A 22,210-nucleotide genomic window follows, 5' to 3' on the forward strand; every position below is an offset into this window, starting at 1 on the left:
AACCGGAGCTCGGGACGGCCGGTGGTGCCCCTTGAGGAGAAAAAGCCCTAATGTCGCATAGGTGAAGTTTCCTGTCGGCGCGAGCGCCACCATCGAGGAACTGGACACCGATCCGCACCCGCTCCTCGCCCGGCTGCGCGCGGCCGAGCCGGTGTCCTGGATCCCCGTCCTCGGCGGGTGGCTCGTCACCCGCCACGATCTGGCGCTGCGCGTGCTGCGCGACACCCGGTTCACCGTCGACGACCCGCGCTTCTCCACGGCGCAGGTCGTCGGGGCCAGCATGCTGTCCCTGGACGGCCCCGCGCACACCCGGCACCGCGACGCGTTCGCGCGCCGGTTCCGCCCGGCCGAGACCCGCACCCGGTTCACCGAGTTCGTCCACGACGAGGTCGACCGCCTGGTCGGCGCCGTCGCGCCGCGCGGGCACGCGGAGGTCCGCGACGACCTGGCCGGCCCGCTCGCCGTCGCCGTCGTGACCGAGGCGCTCGGCCTGCGGGACGTCACGCCCGCCACGATCCGCTCGTGGTACGACGCGTTCGTCGAGGCGGTGTCGGCCATCACGGCGGGACGGCCGGCGAACGCCACGGACGCCTACGACCGGTTGCGGGCCAAGGTCGAGGCGGCCCTCGGCGAGCACGCGGCGGAGGACACGCTGCTGACGGCGGCCGCCCGCCACCTGGACACGGACGAGGTGGTGGCGAACGCGGCGGTGCTGATGTTCGGCGGCATCGACACCACCGAGGGCATGATCACCAACACCGTCCTGCACCTGCTGGAACGCCCGGACCGCCTCGCCCTCGTACGGCATGAGCCGGGCCTCCTCCCGGCGGCCGTGGAGGAGTCGGTCCGCCTGGAGCCCGCCGCCTCGGTCGTGGACCGCTACGCCACCGAGGACGTTCCGCTCGGCGGCGCCCGGATCGCCAAGGGCGACCTGGTCCGGGTCTCGATCGCCGCCGCCAACCGCGACCCGGCCGTCTTCGCCGAACCGGACCTCTACGACCCGCGGCGGGCGAACGTCGACGGCCACCTGGCGTTCGCGCACGGCCCGCACTTCTGTTTCGGCGCGCACCTGGCCCGGCTGGAGACCATGACCATGCTGCGGGCCCTCCTCCGCCTGCCGGACCTGCGGCTTGCCGGAACGGCCGCGCCCCGGGGTCTGGTCTTCCGGAAACCGCCTACCTTGGAGGTCGCCTGGGAGCCTGTCATCGAGGGGAATGCGTGACGGGCGACGGCCTTTACATTGTAGATCAGCTAACGGGGGCAGCCTGACGTGCTCTGACGCGTCTTCGCTGGACAACGGACTTTTCGGACCCGATACTTGCGAGTCATGGAGGGGCTTCCAGTACGCGCGTCGGACGAGGACCGCGACCGGATCCTTCGCGTCCTCCGTGACCGCGCCGCCGAAGGCCGGCTGTCGCACGAGACCTTCGAGCGCCGCGTCGACTCCGCGCTGCGGGCCCGCACGCGGGCGGAGCTGTCCCTCCTCGTCGACGACCTGCCGCCGGGCAGCCGGGTCGTGCGCGGCCTCACCGGCGCCGTCGCCTCCCTGTCGTCGATGACCGCCCGCATCGAGGCGGCCTGGCGGGCGCCGCGACTCCCCCGATTCACCCTGCCCGGGCTCGACCGGGCGCGCCTGATCATCGGGCGGGCGCCGACCTGCGAGTTCGTCGTCACGGACGTGACCGTCTCCCGGATGCACGCCGAGCTCCGCCGGACCGGCAACACCTGGCTGCTGTCGGATCTGGGCTCGATGAACGGGACCCGGGTCAACGGGTACCGCATCGCCGGCCCCACCCGCGTACGCCCGGGCGACGAGATCGCGTTCGGCCGGCAGCGGTTCATCCTGACCGCCGGCTGACCGGCGTCGGCCGCCCGGCCGCCGACCACCCATGCCCGCTCCGGCGCACGGAGTCCATGCGTTACGCTCGTCGGCATGATCGGCGTCTCGATCGGATACGCCCGCCGCTCCCCCGACAGACGGGACCCCGCGGCGCACCGGCAGATCGGCGACTCCCTCTCCGGCCGCCACGTCCGGCTGTAACTACACCCATCCGCGGACGAGAGGCGAACCACACCATGACGGCGGTACCAGGCCGGCGACCGGCTGCTGCGGAGCCGGCCATCGCCGGACAGCGCGCGGACGAGGACCTGCGGGCGTTGTTCGGCCGGTCCATCGCTGTTTTCGCCTCGCTGACGGGGCCGGCGCACGTGGTGGAGACGGCGAACCCGGCGTTCTTCGCCGCCATCGGCGAGGAGCGGGCCCGCACCGGCGTCGCGCTCGCCGAGCTGATGCCCGAGCTGTCGGGGCAGGGCTTCATCGCGCTGCTGGACGAGGTCTACCGCACGGGTGAGCCCTACACCGGCCACGACGTCAGAGTCGTGCTGGGCACCGACCCGCACGCGCGGGAGGCGTTCTTCGACTTCACGTACGAGCCGCGCCGAGACGCCAACGGCGCCGTGAGCGGGATCCGGGTCATCGGCGTGGAGACCACCCAGGTCAAGCATGCCCAGCGGCTGATGGCCGAGCACCGTGGCCTGCTGGAGCAGATCGCACGGCAGGCCCCGCTGACCGAAGTGCTCGACGGGATGGCCCGCTGCATCGAGAACCTGGCGCCGCAGGAGGTGATCGTCTCCGTCCTGCTCGCCGACCCCGACGGCCGGCACCTGCGCCACGGCGCCGCGCCCAGCCTGCCCGACTTCTACAACCAGGCCATCGACGGGATCGCCACCGGTGAAGGCGTCGGTTCCTGCGGCACGGCCGCGTATCGGCGGGAACCGGTCATCGTCACCGACATCGCCACCGACCCGTTCTGGGACGACTTCCGCGAGCTGGCCGACCGCGCCGGCCTGGCGGCCTGCTGGTCCACCCCGATCCTGGCCCGCGACGGCGGCCTGCTGGGCACCTTCGCCATGTATCACCGGACCCCGCGCGTCCCCCAGGACACCGACCTCGCCCTCGCCGGCGTCTTCGCCGACACCGCGGCCCTGGCCATCGAACGCCACCACATCGAGCAGGAGAAGGCGGCCGCCGAGGCACGCGCCAAAGCGGCCCACGACGAGCTGGCCAGAGCGGTACAGGCCGAGCAGCAGCTGCGCGCCGAGGCGGAGCAACGCGCCGCCGCCGCCGCGGAGCTCGCCGACCGGATGCGTGCGGCCGCCGCCGCGCAGGCCACCACGCCCCACCCCGAACACTGCCAGCTCGGCGGTCGCGCCGGATGCACCGAACCGGCCGAGATCAAGATCGCCGACTCGTGGGGCGACGCTGCGTGGGGCTGCACGGCCCACGTCGAGGAGGCTCTCATCAACGTCCGGTCGGTGTTCATCGCCAGCGAGGAACTCGGCGGCCTGGCCGCCTACCTCAACCGCTGACCTCGCCGAAAGGCCCACCGGGACGGCCCTCTCCCGTGCCCGCGCTCAGATCGGCCGCTGAGCGTCGGCTCTTCGCTGGAGGCCACCTGCCCATCTTGAAGGCCACGACGCCGGCCCATCCCGAGGGCCGGGCTTCGGTTTCTGCACGAGAGCGCAGCAAGTCCGGGAATATCCACCTAAAGGGCTATTTGATCGAGCTAGGCGAAGGATGGCCCGGCGCACCCCCGAAGCCGGAGCAGCCTATATCCACATTCAGTCCGATAAGTCCGATTCGGCAGCCTCTGCCTTTGTTGCTTGCTTACCTGACAGTTGTCTTGTCCGGAATGAGAAGGGGAATGCTATTAGTCACGGTACAGTCCCGAAAATCGGGAAGTGCCGCCTGGAAGTTGTTCTGCGCGGTACCGACTAGAAGGAGACTGACGTGCTGAAGAAGACCTGCGCCACCGGCATCCTGATGCTCACCACCGCCGCGGGCGCCCTGCTGGCGGCCTCACCCGCGTCCGCACAGGCCCCGGCCTGGGGCGGTGGCTGGGGCGGCTGCTGCGGCGGCTGGGGTGGCGGCGGCTGGGGCGGTGGCGGCTGGGGTGGCGGCGGCTGGGGCAGGAACAGCAACTTCAACAACAATCAGCTTTCCAACTTCATCCCCATCCGCGTCCACAACCGGAACAACAACGTCGCCATCGCCACCAACAACCAGAGGCAGGGAGGGCGCGGTCTCGGGGGCGACGGCCTGTTCTCCGGTGGATTCGGGCTCGATGACGACGACTGAGCCTTACCACGGCCGGCCCTGAGCGTCGCCGCGACCGGATCGGTCGGTCTGCCGCCGGCCGGCACCTGCCCGCCCTGGAAAGAGCGGGCAGGGCTGCCGGCGTCCTACCCGAGGCACACGACCGCCGCCGCGCCTCACGCGGACGCGCGGGCGATTTGTCCGAACCGCAAGGATAGTCGGAAATATGCGCATGATGACTAGCTAAGCGCCCCACAAGCTGATGCGTGCAGTCATTGCGCCGCGTCTTTGTCGCCATCTTACCTGGCGCATGTCTTGTCCGGATTACGGCGGGGAATGTTACGAATCGCGGCGCAGTCCGCGATATCGGAAAAGCGCCGTCCGCGACGGCTATCGTGCGGTTCCGACAATAAGGAGACTGACGTGCTGAAGAAGACAAGCGCTACCGGCGTCCTGGTATTCGCCGCAGCCGCGGGAACCCTGCTGACCAGTTCGCCCGCGTCCGCTCAGGTCCCGACCTGGGGCGGCGGCGGCTGGGGCGGCTGGGGTGGTGGCGGATGCTGCACCCGCGTCGCTAGCAATTTCCGGACTTTCCACAACCAGAGGAGCTTCAACTGGAACAACAACAACCTCTGGAACTACATCCCGATTCGGATCCGCAACCGGAACAACAACGTCGCCATCGCGCGGAACGGCCAGGCGCAGAACGAGCGCCAGAACGAGTTCCAGAACCAGCGCGAGAACGAGCGTCAGCGGGCCTTCGGGCTGGATGACTGATCCGCACCTTCGCTGACCGCAGGCGCTCGCGGCACCCGGCTCCGGCCATCACCGCCGGCCGAGGCCGGGTAGACGCGAGAAGCGGCTCGTCGCCTGCCGCCCCGCCCGCCCTGATCGGGGACGGGCGGGGCGGCGGGGCGAGAAACAACGACGAAGGCCTCAGGCCGGGTCGTAGGCGAGGTTCGGCCGGAGCCGGCGCTCCACCTCCGCGAGGGGGACGCCACGGCGCCGGGCGTAGTCCTCGGCCTGGTCCCGGCCGATGCGGCCCACGGTGAAGTACCGGGACGCCGGGTGGGCGAACAGCAGGCCGCTGACACTGGCCGCCGGGGTCATCGCGTACGACTCGGTCAGGCCCATCCCGATCCGGTCGGAGCCGAGCAGCTCGAACAGCGTGCCCTTCTCGCTGTGGTCCGGGCTGGCCGGGTACCCCAGAGCCGGGCGGATGCCGCGGAAACGCTCGGCGTGCAGGTCCTCGATGGCGGGGTCGGCGTCCGGCTCGTACCACTCGCGCCGCGCCTTGAGGTGCAGGTACTCGGCGAACGCCTCGGCGAGGCGGTCGGCGAGGGCCTTGACCATGATGGCGCGGTAATCGTCGCCCGCGGCCTCGTACCGCGCGGCGAGGTCGTCAGCGCCGTGGATCGCGACGGCGAAACCGCCGAGGTGGTCACCGGCCGGGGCCAGGTAGTCCGCGAGACTGCGGTTGGGCCGGCCCTCCGGCTTGGCCGTCTGCTGACGGAGCATCGGGAACCGCACGCCGCCCTCGAGCACGATGTCGTCGCCCTCGGAGTGGGCGGGCCAGAACCCGTAGAGCCCTCGGGCGCGCAGGGATCCGTCCGCGATGATCTGGTCGAGCATGGCGTTGGCGTCGTCGAACAGTTCGCGCGCCACCGGCTGCTCCAGGATCGCCGGGTACTTGCCCTTCAGCTCCCACGCGAGGAAGAGGAACTGCCAGTCGATCATCGCGCGCAACTCGGTCAGGTCCGGTTCGACGGTCCGCACGCCGGTGAACGCGGGAACGGGCAGGTCCTCGTACGACACGCGCTCGGCGTTGGCCCGCGCCTGCTCGAGGGTGAGCAGGGGGCTGCGCTGCCGGGTCTCGTGCTGGACGCGCAGCCGTTCCTGCTCGGCACGGTTGCTCGCGTCCAGTTCCTCGGCCCGGTCGGGGTCGAGCAGGTCCGAGACGACGCCGACGACGCGGGACGCGTCGAGCACGTGGACCGTGGTGCCGTCGTACGCGGGGGCGATCCGCACCGCCGTGTGCTGGCGCGAGGTGGTGGCGCCGCCGATGAGCAACGGGATCTTCAGCCCGCGGCGGTCCATCTCCGCGGCGACGGCGACCATCTCGTCGAGTGACGGGGTGATCAGCCCCGACAGCCCGACGGCGTCGGCGCCCTCGGCGACGGCGGTGTCGAGGATGGTGGCGGCGGGGACCATGACGCCCAGGTCGATGACCTCGTAGTTGTTGCAGCCGAGGACGACGCCGACGATGTTCTTGCCGATGTCGTGCACGTCTCCCTTAACGGTCGCGAGCACGACCTTGCCGTTGCCGCGCTCGACTTCGAGGCGGCCTTCCAGCCTGGCCTGTTCCTTCTCCGCCTCCATGTACGGCTCAAGGTAGGCGACGGCGCGCTTCATCACCCGGGCGCTCTTGACGACCTGCGGCAGGAACATCTTCCCGGATCCGAACAGGTCACCGACGATCTTCATGCCGTCCATCAACGGCCCCTCGATCACGTCGAGCGGCCGCGCGGCCCGCTGCCGGGCCTCCTCGGTGTCGTCCTCCACGAAGTCGACGATGCCGTGCACGAGCGCGTGCGCCAGGCGGTCCTCGACGGGCGCCTCCCGCCAGGACAGGTCCACCGTACGCTGGGTGCCCTTCCCGTTCACCGTCTCGGCGAAGGACACGAGCCGGTCGGTGGCGTCGGGACGCCGGTCGAACAGCACGTCCTCGACGAGTTCGAGCAGGTCGGCGGGGATGTCCTGGTAGACGGCGAGCTGGCCCGCGTTGACGATGCCCATGTCCAGCCCAGCGCGTACGGCGTGGAACAGGAACGCCGAGTGCATCGCCTCGCGTACGACGTCGTTGCCGCGGAAGGAGAACGACAGGTTGGAGATGCCGCCGCTGGTGCGGGCGCCGGGGCAGCGTTCCTTGATGAGCGGCAGCGCGTCGATGAACGCCTTGGCGTAGCCGTTGTGCTCGGCGATGCCGGTGGCGACGGCCAGGACGTTCGGGTCGAAGACGATGTCCTCGGGCGCGAACCCCGCCTCCCGCGTCAGCAGGTCGTACGCGCGGGCGCAGATCTCGACCTTGCGCTCGGTCGTGTCGGCCTGGCCCTGCTCGTCGAAGGCCATGACGACGACGCCGGCGCCGTAGTCGCGGATGCGGCGGGCCTGCTGCAGGAAGGGCTCCTCGCCCTCCTTGAGGCTGATGGAGTTGACGACGGCCTTGCCCTGCACGCACTTGAGCCCGGCCTCCAGCACGCTCCACCGCGAGCTGTCGATCATGATCGGGATGCGGGCGGCCTCCGGCTCGGTCGCGACGAGGTTCAGGAACGTCGTCATGGCCCGCTCGCTGTCCAGCAGGTCGGCGTCCATGTTGACGTCGAGAAGGTTCGCGCCGCCGCGTACCTGCTCCAGGGCCACGTCCACGGCGGCCTGGTAGTCGTCGGCCTCGATCAGCCGCCGGAACCGCGCCGAGCCGGTGACGTTCGTGCGCTCGCCGATCATCACGAAGCCGGTGTCGGGCGCGATCTCGAACGGCTCCAGGCCGCTGAAACGGGTCCGTCGCGGCGGGGCGGCCACACTGCGAGGTGACAGCCCGGAGACGGCGGCGGCGATCCGCTCGATGTGCTCGGGCGTGGTGCCGCAGCAGCCGCCGACGATGTTGACGGACCCGGCGCCGGCGAACTCGCCGAGCAGGCGGGCCGTCTCCTCCGGCGTCTGGTCGTAGCCGCCGAACGCGTTGGGCAGCCCGGCGTTGGGGTGGCACGCGGTGTAGGTGCCGGCCAGGCGCGCCAGCTCGGTGACGTGCGGGCGCATCTCCGCAGCGCCGAGCGAGCAGTTCACGCCGACGACGAGCGGCTCGGCGTGCTCGATGGAGTTCCAGAACGCCTCGACCGTCTGGCCCGACAGCGTACGGCCGCTCAGGTCGACGATCGTGACGGAGATCCACAGCGGCAGGTCCGGCGCGACCTCGCGGGCGGCGGCGATGGCGGCCTTGGCGTTGAGCGTGTCGAAGATCGTCTCGATCAGCAGCAGGTCGACGCCGCCGTCGGCGAGGGCCTGGATCTGCTCGGCGTACGCGTCGCGGACCTCGTCGAAGGACACGGCCCGGTAGGCCGGGTCCTCCACACGCGGGGACAGCGAGAGCGTCACGTTCAGCGGGCCGATCGAGCCGGCGACGAACCGCCCTCCCGCCTCGTCGGCGGCCTGCCGGGCCAGTTGCGCGCCGCGCAGGTTCATCTCCCGCACGTGGGCCTGCAGCCCGTAGTCCGCCTGGCCGATGCTCGTCGCGGTGAACGTGTTGGTGGTCGTGATGTCGGCGCCCGCGGCGAGGTAGCGCCGGTGCACGTCGAGGATGAGGTCCGGGCGCGTCAGGTTGAGCAGGTCCGGGTCGCCGGTGACGTCACGAGGGTGGTCGCCGAACCGGTCGCCCCGGTAGTCCTCTGGGGTGAGCCGCGCGCCCTGCAGCATCGTGCCCCAGGCGCCGTCCAGCACCGCGATGCGCCGGTCCAGGAGCTCACGCAGGGCCTGGGTCGCGTTCTGCCCGCGCGCCCGGCCGTCGTCGGTAGCGGATCTGTCCACTGGACCACCTCCCGTTGCTGGGAGGCGCCCTTGTGAACATCGGTGGCGGCCGAGCGTGGCGGGCGTGAAACCCGTTGCAGCGCCTCTCGGCCGGTGAGACCGAGAGTATCAAGATCTGGCGGCGGGTTCGACGGACGGCGGGTTGCCGGTGGTGGGCCGCCCGGTGACGTACGCCCGCGCGCGGCCGATCGGATCGCCGGCCTGGCCGAAGCCGGTCGCACGCGGATGATCCGGAGTAGTTCACGCGACGATCACTCGGCATTAGGACGGATCCATGAGGATTCCGGCCCGGCGCCGTATCCACAGCCGCCCTTCGCCGACCGATGAGGACGCCATGTGCCGTGATGGACACCCTGAGCCCGACTCCACTCCTTCGACTCCCGAGACGGGTGACACGGCTCCGGGGGGAGTCGGCCGCCGCCGGCTGCTGATGGCGGCCGCCGCCGGGGCCGCCCTCACGCTCGCGCCGATCTCCTTCACCCGCGGCCGGGCCGACGCCGCCGTGACGGGCGCCGGCACGGCCGGCGACGGCCAGGAGACCCGGGTCGTGACGGGACACCTCGAGACCGGCGCGGCGGACTTCGTGTACCTCCCGGTGCGGGTCCCGGCGGGCGTCCAGAAGATCGCCATCGAGTACTCCTATGACAGGCCGCCGGTCCCCGCCGGCACTCCGGGGAACTCCTGCGACATCGGGATCTTCGACGAGCGCGGCACCGGGCTCGACGGCAAGGGCTTCCGCGGCTGGTCCGGGGGCTTCCGCACCTCTTTCGAGATCAGCGACGGCGAGGCCACCCCCGGCTACCTGCCCGGCCCGATCAGGCCCGGCACCTGGCATGTCGTCCTGGGGCCGTACCAGGTGGCGCCGCAGGGCATGGACTACACGGTGCGGATCACGCTCACGTACGGCCGGCCCGGGCCCGCCTTCACGCCCGACTACCCGCCGACGCGGGCCAAGGGGCGTGGCCGCGCGTGGTACCGCGGAGACGGGCACCTGCACACGGTGTACTCCGACGGCCGGAGGACGCCCGCCGAGGTGGCGGCCGGGGCCCGGGCGGCGGGCCTGGACTTCATGGTGTCCACCGACCACAACACCTCCTCGTCCCACGGCGTCTGGGGGCGGTACGCCGGCGACGACCTGCTCATCGTCACCGGCGAGGAGATCACCACCCGGAACGGCCACTGGCTGGCCCTGGGCCTGCCGGCCGGAGAGTGGATCGACTGGAGGTACCGCTCCCGCGACGACGCCTTCGGCCGCTTCGCCCGGAAGGTCCGGCGCGGGGGCGGGCTGGTCGTGCCCGCCCACCCGTACTGCCCCTACGTCGCCTGCCAGTGGAAGTTCGGCTACGACGACGCCGACCTCGTCGAGGTGTGGAACGGTCCGTGGACCTACGACGACGAGTCCGCCGTGGACACCTGGGACGCCATGCTCGGCGAGGCGGTGCGCAAGGGCCGGCGCTGGATCCCGGCCATGGGCAACAGCGACGCGCACAGCGAGCCCCAGGTCATCGGGCTTCCGCACAACGTCGTGTACGCCGACGACCTCACGACCGACGCCGTCATGGGCGGTCTGCGGGCGGGCCGGTCCTGGATCGCCGAGTCACGGGCGGTGCAGCTGACCTTCACCGCCGCCGGCGACGGCCGGAGCGCCGGCATCGGCGGGACGCTGACCGCCCCCGCCGACGCCCCGATCGACGTCCGGCTGGACGTCGAGGGCGTGCCGAACGGCACCGTCCGGTTCATCACCGACGAGGGCCAGTTGCATCAGGAGTCGCTGCCCGCCTCCGGCGCGGGCGGCGTCGTCTGGCGGACGACCACGTCGCTGGCCGCGTACGTGCGGGCGGAGGTGCGCCATCCGATGGCGGACGGCGGCCCCGGCAAGGGCAACACCATGGGCCCGGACCTGATGTGGGGTCCGATGGCGGCCCTGACCAATCCGATCTTCCTGCGGCGCTCCGGGTCCTGACGCGGCCGCCCGGCCGCTCCGAGGCCGGCCGCGGGAGCGTGCCCGCGGCCGGCCGCCTCGGCGCCCCTCACGGGCCGCCGGGCGACGCCTCAGAAGTTGATCATGTGGCCGGCCAGGCCGTGCACGGCCTCCTTGACCGCCTCGCCCAGCGTCGGGTGCGCGTGGACGTTCCGCGCGACCTCGTGAACGGTCAGGTCCCACTGCTGGGCGAGGGTCAGCTCGGGCAGCAGCTCGGTGACGTCCGGTCCGATGAGGTGCGCGCCGAGGATCTCGCCGTACTTCTTGTCGCTGAGGATCTTCACGAAGCCGGTCGGGTCGCCCAGGCCGTGCGACTTGCCGTTCGCGGTGAAGGGGAACTTGGCGACCTGGACGTCGAAGCCCTTCTCCTTCGCCTGCGCCTCGGTCCAGCCGAAGCTGGCGATCTGCGGCTGGCAGTAGGTGGCGCGCGGGATCATCACGTAGTCGAGCTCCATCGTCTCGGCGTCCGCGATGGTCTCGGCGGCGACGATGCCCATCGACTCGGCGGCGTGCGCGAGCATCAGCTTGGCGGTGACGTCACCGATGGCGAAGATATGCGGGACGCTCGTGCGGCACCGGCCGTCGACGTCGATCGCGCCGCGCTCGGTCAGCCGGACGCCGGTCTTCTCCAGGCCGTAGCCGTCGACGTTCGGCTGGAAGCCGATCGCCTGCAGCACCTTGTCGGCCTCGATGACCTGCTGCTGCCCGTCCTTGGAGACGGTGACGCGGACCTTGTCGCCCGACTCGTCGATGCCCTCGACGCGGGTGGAGGTCAGCACGTCGATGCCCAGCTTGCGGTAACGCCGGGCCAGCTCCTTGGAGACCTCCTCATCCTCCAGCGGAACCATCCGGTCCATGAACTCCACGATCGTGACCTTGACGCCGTAGTTGCTCAGCACGTAGGCGAACTCGACGCCGATCGCGCCGGCGCCGGCGATCACGATGCTGCCGGGCAGGTCCTCGCTGAGGATCTGCTCCTCGTACGTCACGACCCGGTCGCTCAGCGACGTGCCGGGCAGCAGCCGGGGGGTCGCGCCCGCGGCGATGATGCAGTGGTCGAACGTCACGGTCTCACCATTGACCTGGATGGTGTTCGGGTCGGTGAAGGTGCCCCGGCCGTCGAACTCGGTGATGCCGTTCTTCTTCATCAGGTAGTGGACGCCCTTGACGCGGCCGTCCGCGACCGTACGGCTGCGGCGGAACGCCTCGCCGTAGTCGAAGCGCACCTCGCCGTCGACCTGGATGCCGAACGTCTTCGCCTCACGGGTGAAGATGTGCGCCAGCTCGGCGTTGCGCAACAGGGCCTTGGAAGGGATGCAGCCGACGTTCAGGCAGACGCCGCCCCAGTACTTCTCCTCGATGACCGCGGTCTTGAGGCCCAGCTGGGCGGAACGGATCGCGGCGACGTACCCGCCCGGGCCCGCGCCGAGAACGACGACGTCGAAATGAGTGCTCATGAGCAGTAACGATATTGCCCTGCGCGGGTCCGGCCGACACGGTCCCGGTCCGCCCGGGATCCCGCCGCCGGAGGCGGGGCAACGGCCTCCCGTGTCCGACCGTACCCGGTCATCCGTCCGGCTTGTGGGCCGGGCGACCGGTGCTCACACTGTCGGTCAACCGGCGATCGGACTCCTGTCAGAAGCCTCCCTCCGCCGGGTCCGATCACCGGCGGGCGCGCTCGCGCGCCCGGTAGCGCCGAGGAGGCCGCCATGAGGCTTCAGCGCACCGCGTCACGCCGCGTTCGCCGGTGCGGCGTGACGACCGGCCTGGCCGCGGGTCTCCTGCTCGGAGCTCCGGCCGCGCACGCGGCGTCGCGCGTCCCGCACGAGCCGGTTCCGGCCGCGCCGCTCGCCACGGAGGTGACCGGTGGCGATCCGGTCTACGGCGGCGGCCACCGCTGCACCGTGGGCGTGAACGTGGCCGGCGGCGGCTCCTCCTACTTCATCACCGCCGGGCACTGCGGGAACGCCGCCTCCACCTGGACCACCGCCTCGGGTGAGTCCGTCGGCACCACCGCCGGCAGCAGCTTCCCCGGCGACGACTACGCGATCGTCCGGTACGGCGGCGGCGTCTCCCACCCGGGCACGGTCGGCGCCCAGGACATCGTGTCGGCCGGTATTGCCCACGTCGGCGAGGCCGTCTGCATGAGAGGCGGCGTGTCGGGGGTCCGCTGCGGCCGGGTGGTCGCGATCAACGCCACGGTCGCCTACGCCGAGGGCGCCGTGTACGGCCTGATCCGGACGAGTATCTGCGCCGCGGCCGGGGACACCGGCGCCCCGTTGTACGACGGCGGCACGGTGCTGGGCGTCCTGTCGGGCTTCAGCGGCGACTGCGCCGCCGGAGGCGTGTCGTACTTCGAGCCGATCGCCAAACCGCTCAGCGCGTACGGTGTGTCGGTTTACTGACCCGGCCGGACGCTCAGGCGGCGCGGTAGACGACGAACGACACCGCGATGTACTGCGCGACGTACGCGGCGATCGTGAACGCGTGGAACACCTCGTGGAAGCCGAACCAGCGGGGTGAGGGGTCCGGGCGCCGCAGGCCGTACACCAGGCCGCCCATGCTGTAGAGCAGACCGCCGACGCACACCAGGATGAGCGCCGCCGGGCCGGCGCCGTCCAGCAGCTGCGGCATGAAGCCCGCCGCCACCCAGCCGAGGCCGACGTACAGCGCGGTGTACAGCCAGCGCGGCGCGCGCACCCAGACGATGCGGAACAGCACGCCCGCGGCGGCGCCCGACCAGATCACCGACAGCACCACGGTGCGCGTCGTGCCGTGCAGGGCCAGCAGCGCGAACGGCGTGTAGGTGCCGGCGATGATCAGGTAGATGTTGGCGTGGTCGAACCGACGCAGCACCGCCTCGCCGCGCGCCGACCAGTGGCCCCGGTGGTAGAGCGCCGAGGTGCCGAACAGCAGCGCCGACGTCACGGCGTACACCGCGGCGGCCAGCCGCGCCGACGGGGTCGGGCCCAGGGCGACCAGGACGATGCCGCCGATGAGGGCGGCCGGGAAGGCGCCGGCGTGCAGCCATCCGCGCAGGCGCGGTTTGACCGACTGTGCGAACTCCCCCACGCGTGCCGCCGGTCCCCCCATGAGCCCTCCTTCGTGCGCGACGACTTCCCAGGGTTCAGTATTCCGGACGGCGCGCCAGCCGTCTCCCGCCCCCCAGGCGCGAGGTGAAGTCGGTCTCCACCTCCTGGACATCCTCGACGGTCACGGCCACCTCCTCAAGGGTCGGCCGGTCCCGCAGCCGGTCGGCGGCCCTGCGCAGCGCCCGCTCGCCGACGAGCCGGCTCAGCTCCAGGCCGAAGCAGTCCAGCTTGTCGGCGTCGGTGAGGTCGTCGCGTGCTCGCAGGTCGGCGGCGAGTTCGCCGAGCCGCTGCGCCTCGGCCAGGTCGTACCGCCGCAGGGCGTGACTGCACAGCTCGGCCAGGGCGGCGTGGTCGCGGGCGAAGGACAGACCGTTCAGGTCGTTGCCGGCCAGCCGGCTCAGCGCCCGCTTGCGGTCCATCGCCGCGTCGACGATCTTCAGCAGGCCGGCCAGGAGGAGGATCGGGCCGATGCTGATGCCCTTGTCCTGGGCGATCATGAAGGAGGAGCGGAACACCGCGGCCGAGCCGATCGCGGCCGCCATGACCTGCGCGACGTCGGCGCCGATGGGCGGGGCGCCGTCGGGCAACGCGAAGCGCCAGCCCATCGACTCGGCCAGGATGAGCGCCAGCGTCGAGGCGGACGCGTTGACGATGACGTACAGCATCCCGGACGGGCAGAAGACCGCCGCCGCGGGCTTGTCCTGGTAGCGCCCCACCAGCTCCGCGACGCCGATGACGGCGCCGAACAGGGCCGCGAAGAGCATCCGCGTGACCACTAGGCCCCCCTCGCGCGTACGGGTTCGAGCCCGGCGGCGATCATCCGGCCGGCCCGTGCCGCCTCCAGGAAGACCAGGAGCCACTCCCCCGGTCCGGTCGCCGTGCCGTGCCAGCGGCGCGGCGGCGCGTCCCTCGCCTGGAGGAACACCAGCAGCCAATCCCCTGTGCCCGAGGCCGTGCCCCGGCGCATTCGCGTAGACATGTCGAGTACTCTCGCGAGCCCGCCGCCCGAAGGCGACGACCCGGTGGCCACGGGTTGGCGAACGTGCTGTCCACGGCGTCCACGAGGCTCAGTTGTGGCGAGTCCGTGGCATCACGGCGGATTCTTCGCGGACCGGAGACGGCACCGCCCTTTACAAAGTAAGTCCACCGCGAGCGAGCGGCGGAACGGCCCGGGTCGCCCTCCCCCCAGGCGGGGCCGCCCTCCTCACAGGCGGGGCGGACGGCCCTCGTAGGGGGTGCTCAGGACGACCGTGGTCCGGGTCGAGACGTTCGCGGCGGCCCGGATCTGCTGGAGCAGCTCCTCCAGCGCGAACGGCGAGGCCACCCGCACCTTCAAGATGTAGCTCTCCTCACCGGCGACCGAGTGGCACGCCTCGATCTCCTGAAGATGGGCGAGCTTCTCCGGCGCGTCGTCCGGGGCCGCCGGGTCGATCGGCTTGATCGAGATGAACGCGGTGAGCGGCAGGCCGACCGCCTCATGGTCGAGCACCGCCGAATAACCCTTGATCACGCCTCGCTTCTGCAGCCGCCGCACCCGCTGGTGCACGGCCGACACGGACAGGCCCGTCTCCCGCGCCAGGTCCGTGAAGCTCATACGGCCGTCCTCGGCGAGCAGGCCCACGATCTGCCGGTCGATGTCCTCCACGCCTCAGAACCTATCGCGATGGACGGTTTCGCGGCGGAAGTGCCCGCGGCCACTTCCGGGCGGCGCATCGCGGGCCATGCCGCCGCCCCCGGGCCGCGCCACCGCGCGTCACCGCGGATCGGCCAGGTGCCGGCCGATCACCATCCGCTGGATCTGGTTCGTGCCCTCCACGATCTGCAGGACCTTCGCCTCGCGCATGAACCGCTCGGCGGGGAAGTCGCTGACGTACCCGTAGCCGCCGAGCACCTGCACCGCGTCGGTCGCCACGCGCATCGCGGTGTCGGTGGCGAACAGCTTGGCCATCGCCGCCTGCGTCCCGTACGGCCGGCCCGCGTCGCGGCGGCGGGCCGCGGTCAGGTACAGCGCCCGTGCCGCCGCCACGCCGGTGGCCATGTCGGCGAGCATGAACCGCATCCCCTGGAAGTCGGCGACCCGCTGCCCGAACTGCCGGCGCTCGCGGGCGTAGGCGACCGCCGTGTCCAGCGCCGCCTGGGCCACGCCCACGGCGCAGGCGGCGATGCCGAGCCGCCCACCGTCCAGGGCCGACAGCGCGATCGGGAGACCCTGGCCCTCCGCGCCGATCCGGTCGCCCTCGGCGACGCGGACGTCGTCGAAGTGCACCTGCGCGGTCGGCGACGAGCGCAGGCCCATCTTCTTCTCCGGCGGGGCCGCGCGGACGCCGCGGGCGTCGCCGGGAACGTGGAAGCAGGAGATGCCGTGGCTCTTGTCGGGCGCGGTCCGGGCGAAGAGGGTGTAGAAGTCGGCGTACCCGCCGTGGGTGATCCACGCCTTGGTGCCGTTGACGGTGTACGCGCCGCCGTCGAGGTACGCCTTGGTGGCGAGCGCCGCCGCGTCGGACCCCGAGTGCGGCTCGGACAGGCAGTAGGCGCCCAGTGGTTCGCCGCCGATCAGGTCCGGCAGAAGCCGTCGCCGTTGTTCGTCCGAGCCGTACGCCGCGACCGGGAAGCACGCGAGCGTGTGAACACTGACCCCGAGGCCGACCGCGAGCCAGCCCGCGGCCAGCTCCTCCACGACCTGCAGGTAGACCTCGTACGGCTGGCCGCCACCGCCGAACTCCTCCGGATACGGCAGGCCGAGCAGCCCCGCCCGGCCGAGCGTGCGGAAGACCTCGCGGGGGAACCGGGCGGCCTCCTCGTCGGCGGCGGCCCGCGGGGCGAGCTCCGCGGCGACCAGGTCACGGGTCAGCTCAAGCAGCTCGTACGCCTCCGGTGTCGGCAGTTCGCGATCAACGCCCATCGTCCACTCGCCTCCGGCATCGAGCCCCTCCACGCTGAGGGGCGCCCCGGAAATACTAGGACGTCCAACTAAGTGGGCGCTATCACCCAGAGGAGACGTACGGTACGTCCTGGGCTATCACCGGCTGTCGCTCCGGCCGGGTCGAGGAGGCGCGATGCGGGTCCGGCTGGCGTACGGTGAAACGGGGCTGGAGATCGAGCTGCCGGACGCGGCCACGACCGTCGTCACCCCACGGCACCATCCCGCCGCCCCGGACCCGGCCGCCGCGCTGCGGGCCGCGCTGCGCTCACCCGTCGCCGGGCCGGCGCTGCGCGACCGGGTCCACCCCGGGCAGACCGTGGCGATCTCCGCCTGCGACGGCACCCGGCCGCAGCCCCGCCACCTCATGATTCCGGCGATCCTCGAGGAGCTCGCCGGCATCGTCGACCCCGGCGACGTCACGGTCCTGGTCGCGACCGGCACTCACCGCGGCAACACCGACGCCGAGCTGCGCGAGATGTTCGGCGACACGGTGGTCGACACGGTCCGCGTCATCAACCACGACGCGCGGGACACCGCGTCCCTGACCTACGCCGGCGTCCACGGCGCCGGTGTGCCCGTGTGGCTGAACAGCGCCTGGGCCGACGCCGACGTGCGCATCACGACGGGCTTCGTCGAGCCGCACTTCTTCGCGGGCTTCTCCGGCGGCCCCAAGCTCGTCGCCCCCGGGCTGGCCGGGCTGGAGACCGTGCTGACGCTGCACGACGCCGCCCGCATCGGGCACCCCTCGGCGACCTGGGGCGTCACCCGCGGCAACCCCGTCCACGACGACATACGCGCCATCGCGACCGCCACCGGCGTCACCTTCGGCCTTGACGTGATCCTCAACGGGGACAAGGAGATCGTCGCCGCCTTCGGCGGAGACCTCCCGGCCATGCACGCCGCCGCCACGGCCGCCGCGCGGGAGGCGGCGATGTGCCCGCTGGAAGCGCCGTTCGACGTGGTGGTGACCACCAACGCCGGATATCCCCTCGACCAGAACCTGTACCAGGCCGTCAAGGGGATGTCCGCGGCGTACCAGATCGTCCGGCCCGGCGGCATGATCGTCTGCGCGGCGGAGTGCCGCGACGGGTTCCCCGACCACGGGTCGTACCGCGAGGTGCTGGCCTCGGCGCCGTCCCCGCAGGCGCTGCTCGCCGACATCTCCGCGCGTCCGCGCACGGTCCCCGACCAGTGGCAGGTGCAGATCCAGGCCCGCATCCAGGCGGGCGCCCGGGTGGTGATGCACACCGCCCACCTCGGCGACGAGGAGCTGGCCGCCGCGCACCTGGAGCAGACCCGCGACATCTCCGCGACCGTCGCGGACGCCCTCGCCCAGGCGGGCCCGGGCGCACGGGTCTGCGTGCTACCCGAAGGGCCCCAGACCATCCCGTACCTCACCGGAGGGACGGCCTGAGGATCTCCTGCGGCGGAGTGGTCAGGCGTCGACCACGATGAGGTCGCGGGTGACGTGGTTGACGCTCTCGTGGCCGTCGGCGGTGCACACGACGATGTCCTCGATGCGCGCCCCGTGCGGCCCCGGGTAGATCCCCGGCTCGATGGAGAAGGCCATCCCCGGCTCGAGCGGCTCGGCGTTGCCCGCCACGATGTAGGGCTCCTCGTGCGTCTCCAGGCCGATGCCGTGGCCGGTCCGGTGGATGAAGTACTCGCCGTACCCGGCGGCCGCGATGACCTCGCGGGCCGCGGCGTCGACCGCCTCGGGCGCGACGCCGGGACGGACGGCGGCGCGGGCGGCCTCCTGCGCCTCCTTCAGCACCGCGTAGTAGGTGTGGAAGTCGGCCGGCGCCTCCCCCACGGCGTACACGCGGGTCTCGTCGGAGCAGTACCCGCTCGGCATCGTGCCGCCGATGTCGACGACGACGGGCTCACCGGCCTGGATGACCCGGTCGGACAGCTCGTGGTGCGGGCTGGCACCGTTGGGCCCGGAGCCGACGATGACGAAGTCCACGGTCGCGTGTCCCTCGGCCAGGATCGCCTCGGCGATGTCACGGCCGACCTCACGTTCGGTACGGCCCGCCTTCAGCAGGGCCGGGACCAGGGCGTGCACCCGGTCGATCGCCGCGCCCGCCTCCCGCAGCGCCTCGATCTCGGCCGCGCTCTTGCGCTTGCGCAGCTCGCCCAGCACGCGGCCCGCCGCGACCTGCTCGACGCCGGGCATGGCGGCGCGGAAGCGCAGGGCCATGACCGCCCACATCCGGTCCGCGACGCCGACCCGGCCGAGGTCGCGCGGCAGCCGCCCGGCCGCCAGCGCGTACGGGTCCTCGGTCTCGTCCCAGGGCACCAGTTCCACGCCGAGCCCGCCGGCCGTGGACGCCTGGGCGGCGGCCAGCTCCAGCCGGGGCACGATCAGGAAGGGGTCGTCCGCGGCGGGCACGACGAGGCACGTGAGCCGCTCCAGCGGGATGGCGTCGTAGCCCGTGACGTAGCGCAGGTCGGGCCCCGGCGTCAGCAGGAGCGCGCCGAGTCCGGCGTCGGCGGTCGCCTGGCGCACCCGGGCGAGGCGGTCGGGCTCGAAAAGTGCTGTCGGGCTGGTCACACCGTTCCCTCTCCTATGAGGATCCACATGTCGGCGGCAATCTACTCCCGCGGGGGCGTCCGAGCGTCACCCGCGCGAGTGTCCCGCCGTCTCCTGACGAGTATCCGCCGGGGCGGGCGGCGCGCGTGCGACCGCCCCCGGCGGACGGTGACGGCGAGGCGGCGGCGATGCACAAGACGCGCACAAGCCCGATGGATGATGCTCGCTGTGTGCGATAACCCCATCACGGACAGCGAAAATCGCTACGATGACGTACACGCTCACGGCGTGCACAAGGCGAGCGCGATGTCTCGCTGGCCTCGTGCGTCACACCAACTCAACCCACCACAACCTCCTCAGCGAAGCAGATCCACCATCGCCCTCGCAGACGATCACAATCGAAAGTGGTCTCCATGGGACTCCCTCACACCACGGGCGACAGGCCCTCAGACGAGCAGGCGGACACGTCGGAGGCGACGATCGAACGGCTCCGCGCCGAGCTCGAGCAGCTGCGCGACAAGCTCCGGAACACCGCCGCGATCGAGCGGGCCAAGGGCGCGCTGGCCGAGCGTCTCGGCTGCGGCGTCGACGCCGCCTACACCCACCTCCTCCAGCTGGCGCGGGACAGCGGCATCACCCCGCTGGACGCCGCGTCATTACTGTTCACCCCGGAGACGCGCGACGACGACACGCCTCCCGCGCCCCGCTCCCCCGCCGACGACGCCGGTGACGGCGACCATGGCGACGGCGGTGACGGGGACGCCGGCCGGCCCGCGTCACCGGCCGCGGGCCGGCGGCCGTCGGCGGCGGTCGCGGCGGACGGCCCGCCGCCCGATGCCGGCGTGTGTCCCCGGCCCGTCTTCGACGACCTGGTCGAGCAGTTCGAGCACGCCCAGCGCCTCGGCAACCTCGGCTGCGGCATGTGGGAGCCCGCGACCGGCGCGAGCCACTGGTCCGACCAGGTCTACGCGATCTTCGGGCGTGATCCGGCGGAGGGGCCGCTGCCGCTCGACCGGCTCGCCGCGGTCGTCGTGCCCGAGGACGTCCCGTTGACCGCCCACCTGATCAGCACGCTGGTCGACGGCCGGGAGCCCGTCGACAGCGAGATCCACATCCGGCGTGACGGGGAGACCCGTGAGCTGCGGCTGATCGGTGAGCCGGTGGTCGACCGGGCGGGCCGGCCGGTGGCCGTCCGCTGCGTCTACCAGGACGTCACGGGCTGGCGGCGCGGTGAGCGCGCGCTGACGGCGTCACGCCGGCAGCTGGAGCAGCTGCGGGTCGACGAGGAGCGCCGGCAGGCGATCGACATGCAGCGCTCGATCCTGCCCCTGCCCGAGCGCGTCGTCGACAAGCCCGGCCTGCGGGCGGCGATCCGCTATCTCCCGGCCGGGATCCTGTCCCGCGTCGGCGGCGACTGGTACGAGACCAGCGCCATCGACGGAGAAGGCGTCTTCCTGGCGATCGGCGACGTCTCCGGGCACGGGCGGACCGCCGCGGCCGCGATGGCCCGGCTCCGCAACGGCCTGAGCGGGCTCGCGTTCACCGGCGCCCCGCCCGACCGGCTGCTGGCCTGGCTGAACCGCCTCACCCTGCACTGGCCGACGTCGCTGACCGCGACCGCGCTGGCCGGCCGGTTCGATCCGGAGACCCGCACGCTGACGTGGGCGCAGGGCGGGCACTTCCCGCCGCTGCTGATCCGTGACGGCAAGGCCACGACGCTCGATCCGCCCGAGGGGATGCTGCTCGGCGCGATCGACGACGCCGAGTTCGGCGTCGCGACGACGTCGCTGGAGCCCGGAGACCTGCTGCTGCTCTATACCGACGGGCTGATCGAGCGGCGGGACCGCGACCTGCAGGTCGGCCTGGACCTGCTGCTGCGAGTGGCCGAGACGGCGGCCAGCAACGACCCGGAGACCGTCCTGGACCGCGTCCTGTCGGCGTTCGGCGCGCCCAACCCCAACGACGACACCTGTGTCGTGGCCATCCAGATCGTCTGATCGGCGGGAGGAATCTCCGGCCCGGACCACGACGGACCGGAAGCTGAGAGGATGGCGGCGTGGGTGGACTCATGCTGCTCGATACGCCGTCGCTGTACTTCCGCGCCTTCTTCGGGGTGCCCGAGACGGTGACCGCGTCCGATGGCACGCCGGTCAACGCCGTACGCGGCCTCCTCGACATGATCGCGCGCCTGGTACGGGAACGCTCCCCGCGCTCCCTCGTCGCCTGCATGGACGCGGACTGGCGGCCGGCCTTCCGCGTGGAGGCGCTGCCGTCGTACAAGGCGCACCGGGTCGCGCCGGACGGCGGCGACCAGACGCCGGACGCTCTCGCCACGCAGGTCCCGGTGATCGAGGAGGTCCTCGACGCGTTCGGGATCGCGCGGATCGGCGCCGCCGGGTATGAAGCGGACGACGTGATCGGCACGCTCGCGACCACAGAGGACGGCGAGGTCGACATCGTGACCGGCGACCGCGACCTGTTCCAGCTCGTCCGCGACGACAAGCCCGTACGGGTGCTGTACACCGCGCGGGGCATCAAGGCCCTGCAGGTCGTCGACGAGGCGGAGGTGACGGCGAAATACGGCATCCCCGGCCGGGCGTACGCCGACTTCGCCACACTGCGCGGCGACCCGAGCGACGGGCTGCCCGGCGTGCCGGGGGTCGGCGACAAGACCGCGGCCGCGCTCATCACCCGGTTCGGATCCCTGGAGGGCGTCGAGGAGGCCCTCGACGCGGGTGAGACGGCGGGCTTCCCCGCGGGCAGCCGCCTGAAGCTGGAGAAGGCGCGCGACTACCTCGCGGCCGCACGGACGGTCGTCCGGGTCGCCACTCGCATCCCCCTGCCGGCGTTCGAGGCGGGCGTGCCGCGTAAGCCGCACGACCCCGAGCGCCTCGTCGCGCTGACCGACCGATGGAGTCTGGACAGTCCGGTCGACCGTCTCCTCACCGCGCTCGCGGAGGAGTGAGACACCTGCCGAAGGTGGAGGACCGGCCCTGCGGCAGGT

General features: G+C 72.1%; 18 protein-coding genes and 1 riboswitch. Of the genes, 10 read left to right on the forward strand and 8 right to left on the reverse strand.

The genetic code is table 11. The annotated features are described in order from the left end of the window. Positions 1-61 precede the first annotated feature (61 nt). From NE234_RS27275 to NE234_RS27295, 5 genes are all read left to right on the forward strand, one after another. On the forward strand, positions 62-1,222 hold the full coding sequence (locus NE234_RS27275) for a cytochrome P450 (protein ID WP_252783509.1): 1,161 nt from the start codon (positions 62-64) through the stop codon (positions 1,220-1,222). Positions 1,223-1,327: 105 nt separating this feature from the next. Next, complete coding sequence (locus NE234_RS27280; RefSeq protein WP_252783510.1) at positions 1,328-1,858, forward strand: DUF1707 and FHA domain-containing protein; 531 nt, start codon at positions 1,328-1,330, stop codon at positions 1,856-1,858. A gap of 218 nt (positions 1,859-2,076) precedes the next feature. Further along, positions 2,077-3,369 carry a GAF domain-containing protein gene (locus NE234_RS27285; RefSeq protein ID WP_252783511.1) on the forward strand — a complete coding sequence of 431 codons (1,293 nt, stop codon included), beginning with the start codon at positions 2,077-2,079 and terminating at the stop codon, positions 3,367-3,369. A 421-nt stretch (positions 3,370-3,790) separates the two neighbouring features. Continuing rightward, positions 3,791-4,138 carry a hypothetical protein gene (locus NE234_RS27290; protein WP_252783512.1) on the forward strand — a complete coding sequence of 116 codons (348 nt, stop codon included), beginning with the start codon at positions 3,791-3,793 and terminating at the stop codon, positions 4,136-4,138. Between the two features lie 381 nt (positions 4,139-4,519). After that, positions 4,520-4,873 (forward strand): hypothetical protein, encoded by a 354-nt coding sequence (locus NE234_RS27295; RefSeq protein ID WP_252783513.1) that lies wholly within the window; start codon positions 4,520-4,522, stop codon positions 4,871-4,873. Positions 4,874-5,032: 159 nt separating this feature from the next. On the opposite strand, the gene metH is transcribed toward NE234_RS27295, so the two are convergent. Further along, positions 5,033-8,677 carry a methionine synthase gene (metH, locus tag NE234_RS27300; RefSeq protein ID WP_252783514.1) on the reverse strand — a complete coding sequence of 1,215 codons (3,645 nt, stop codon included), beginning with the start codon at positions 8,675-8,677 and terminating at the stop codon, positions 5,033-5,035. 15 nt (positions 8,678-8,692) lie between these two features. Next, a riboswitch (S-adenosyl-L-homocysteine riboswitch) is annotated at positions 8,693-8,771 on the reverse strand. 240 nt (positions 8,772-9,011) lie between these two features. Here metH and NE234_RS27305 point away from each other — a divergent pair. Then, a complete protein-coding gene (locus tag NE234_RS27305; protein WP_252783515.1) occupies positions 9,012-10,640 on the forward strand; it encodes a CehA/McbA family metallohydrolase in 1,629 nt (542 codons plus the stop codon). An 89-nt stretch (positions 10,641-10,729) separates the two neighbouring features. Here the strand turns inward: NE234_RS27305 and lpdA are convergent, their stop codons facing one another. Further along, positions 10,730-12,115 carry a dihydrolipoyl dehydrogenase gene (gene lpdA / locus NE234_RS27310; RefSeq protein WP_252783516.1) on the reverse strand — a complete coding sequence of 462 codons (1,386 nt, stop codon included), beginning with the start codon at positions 12,113-12,115 and terminating at the stop codon, positions 10,730-10,732. Positions 12,116-12,367: 252 nt separating this feature from the next. Between lpdA and NE234_RS27315 the strand changes: the two genes are divergently transcribed. Further along, positions 12,368-13,063, forward strand: coding sequence for a S1 family peptidase (locus NE234_RS27315; protein WP_252783517.1), 696 nt, complete (start codon positions 12,368-12,370; stop codon positions 13,061-13,063). Positions 13,064-13,076: 13 nt separating this feature from the next. Here the strand turns inward: NE234_RS27315 and trhA are convergent, their stop codons facing one another. The 5 genes from trhA to NE234_RS27340 form a co-directional block, all read right to left on the reverse strand. After that, on the reverse strand, positions 13,077-13,751 hold the full coding sequence (gene trhA / locus NE234_RS27320; RefSeq protein ID WP_252783518.1) for a PAQR family membrane homeostasis protein TrhA: 675 nt from the start codon (positions 13,749-13,751) through the stop codon (positions 13,077-13,079). 34 nt (positions 13,752-13,785) lie between these two features. After that, positions 13,786-14,526, reverse strand: coding sequence for a hypothetical protein (locus NE234_RS27325; RefSeq protein ID WP_252783519.1), 741 nt, complete (start codon positions 14,524-14,526; stop codon positions 13,786-13,788). Beyond that, a complete protein-coding gene (locus tag NE234_RS27330) occupies positions 14,526-14,729 on the reverse strand; it encodes a hypothetical protein (RefSeq protein WP_252783520.1) in 204 nt (67 codons plus the stop codon). The genes NE234_RS27325 and NE234_RS27330 overlap by 1 nt, the downstream gene beginning before the upstream one ends. A gap of 225 nt (positions 14,730-14,954) precedes the next feature. Then, positions 14,955-15,395, reverse strand: coding sequence for an Lrp/AsnC family transcriptional regulator (locus NE234_RS27335; RefSeq protein WP_308206120.1), 441 nt, complete (start codon positions 15,393-15,395; stop codon positions 14,955-14,957). A gap of 108 nt (positions 15,396-15,503) precedes the next feature. Next, positions 15,504-16,652, reverse strand: coding sequence for an acyl-CoA dehydrogenase family protein (locus tag NE234_RS27340; protein WP_252783521.1), 1,149 nt, complete (start codon positions 16,650-16,652; stop codon positions 15,504-15,506). Between the two features lie 154 nt (positions 16,653-16,806). Between NE234_RS27340 and larA the strand changes: the two genes are divergently transcribed. Then, on the forward strand, positions 16,807-18,087 hold the full coding sequence (gene larA, locus NE234_RS27345; protein ID WP_252783522.1) for a nickel-dependent lactate racemase: 1,281 nt from the start codon (positions 16,807-16,809) through the stop codon (positions 18,085-18,087). Positions 18,088-18,108: 21 nt separating this feature from the next. Here larA and NE234_RS27350 read toward each other — a convergent pair whose 3' ends face one another. Continuing rightward, positions 18,109-19,227 (reverse strand): M24 family metallopeptidase, encoded by a 1,119-nt coding sequence (locus NE234_RS27350; RefSeq protein ID WP_252783523.1) that lies wholly within the window; start codon positions 19,225-19,227, stop codon positions 18,109-18,111. Between the two features lie 392 nt (positions 19,228-19,619). Here NE234_RS27350 and NE234_RS27355 point away from each other — a divergent pair, with 392 nt between their 5' ends. Beyond that, complete coding sequence (locus tag NE234_RS27355) at positions 19,620-21,203, forward strand: SpoIIE family protein phosphatase (RefSeq protein WP_252783524.1); 1,584 nt, start codon at positions 19,620-19,622, stop codon at positions 21,201-21,203. 59 nt (positions 21,204-21,262) lie between these two features. After that, positions 21,263-22,171: a 5'-3' exonuclease gene (locus NE234_RS27360; RefSeq protein ID WP_252783525.1), complete on the forward strand. Its 909-nt coding sequence runs from the start codon at positions 21,263-21,265 to the stop codon at positions 22,169-22,171. The last annotated feature ends 39 nt before the right edge of the window (positions 22,172-22,210 follow it).

Origin of the sequence: Actinoallomurus rhizosphaericola (genome assembly GCF_024055675.1) — a bacterium.
Taxonomy (GTDB): domain Bacteria; phylum Actinomycetota; class Actinomycetes; order Streptosporangiales; family Streptosporangiaceae; genus Actinoallomurus; species Actinoallomurus soli.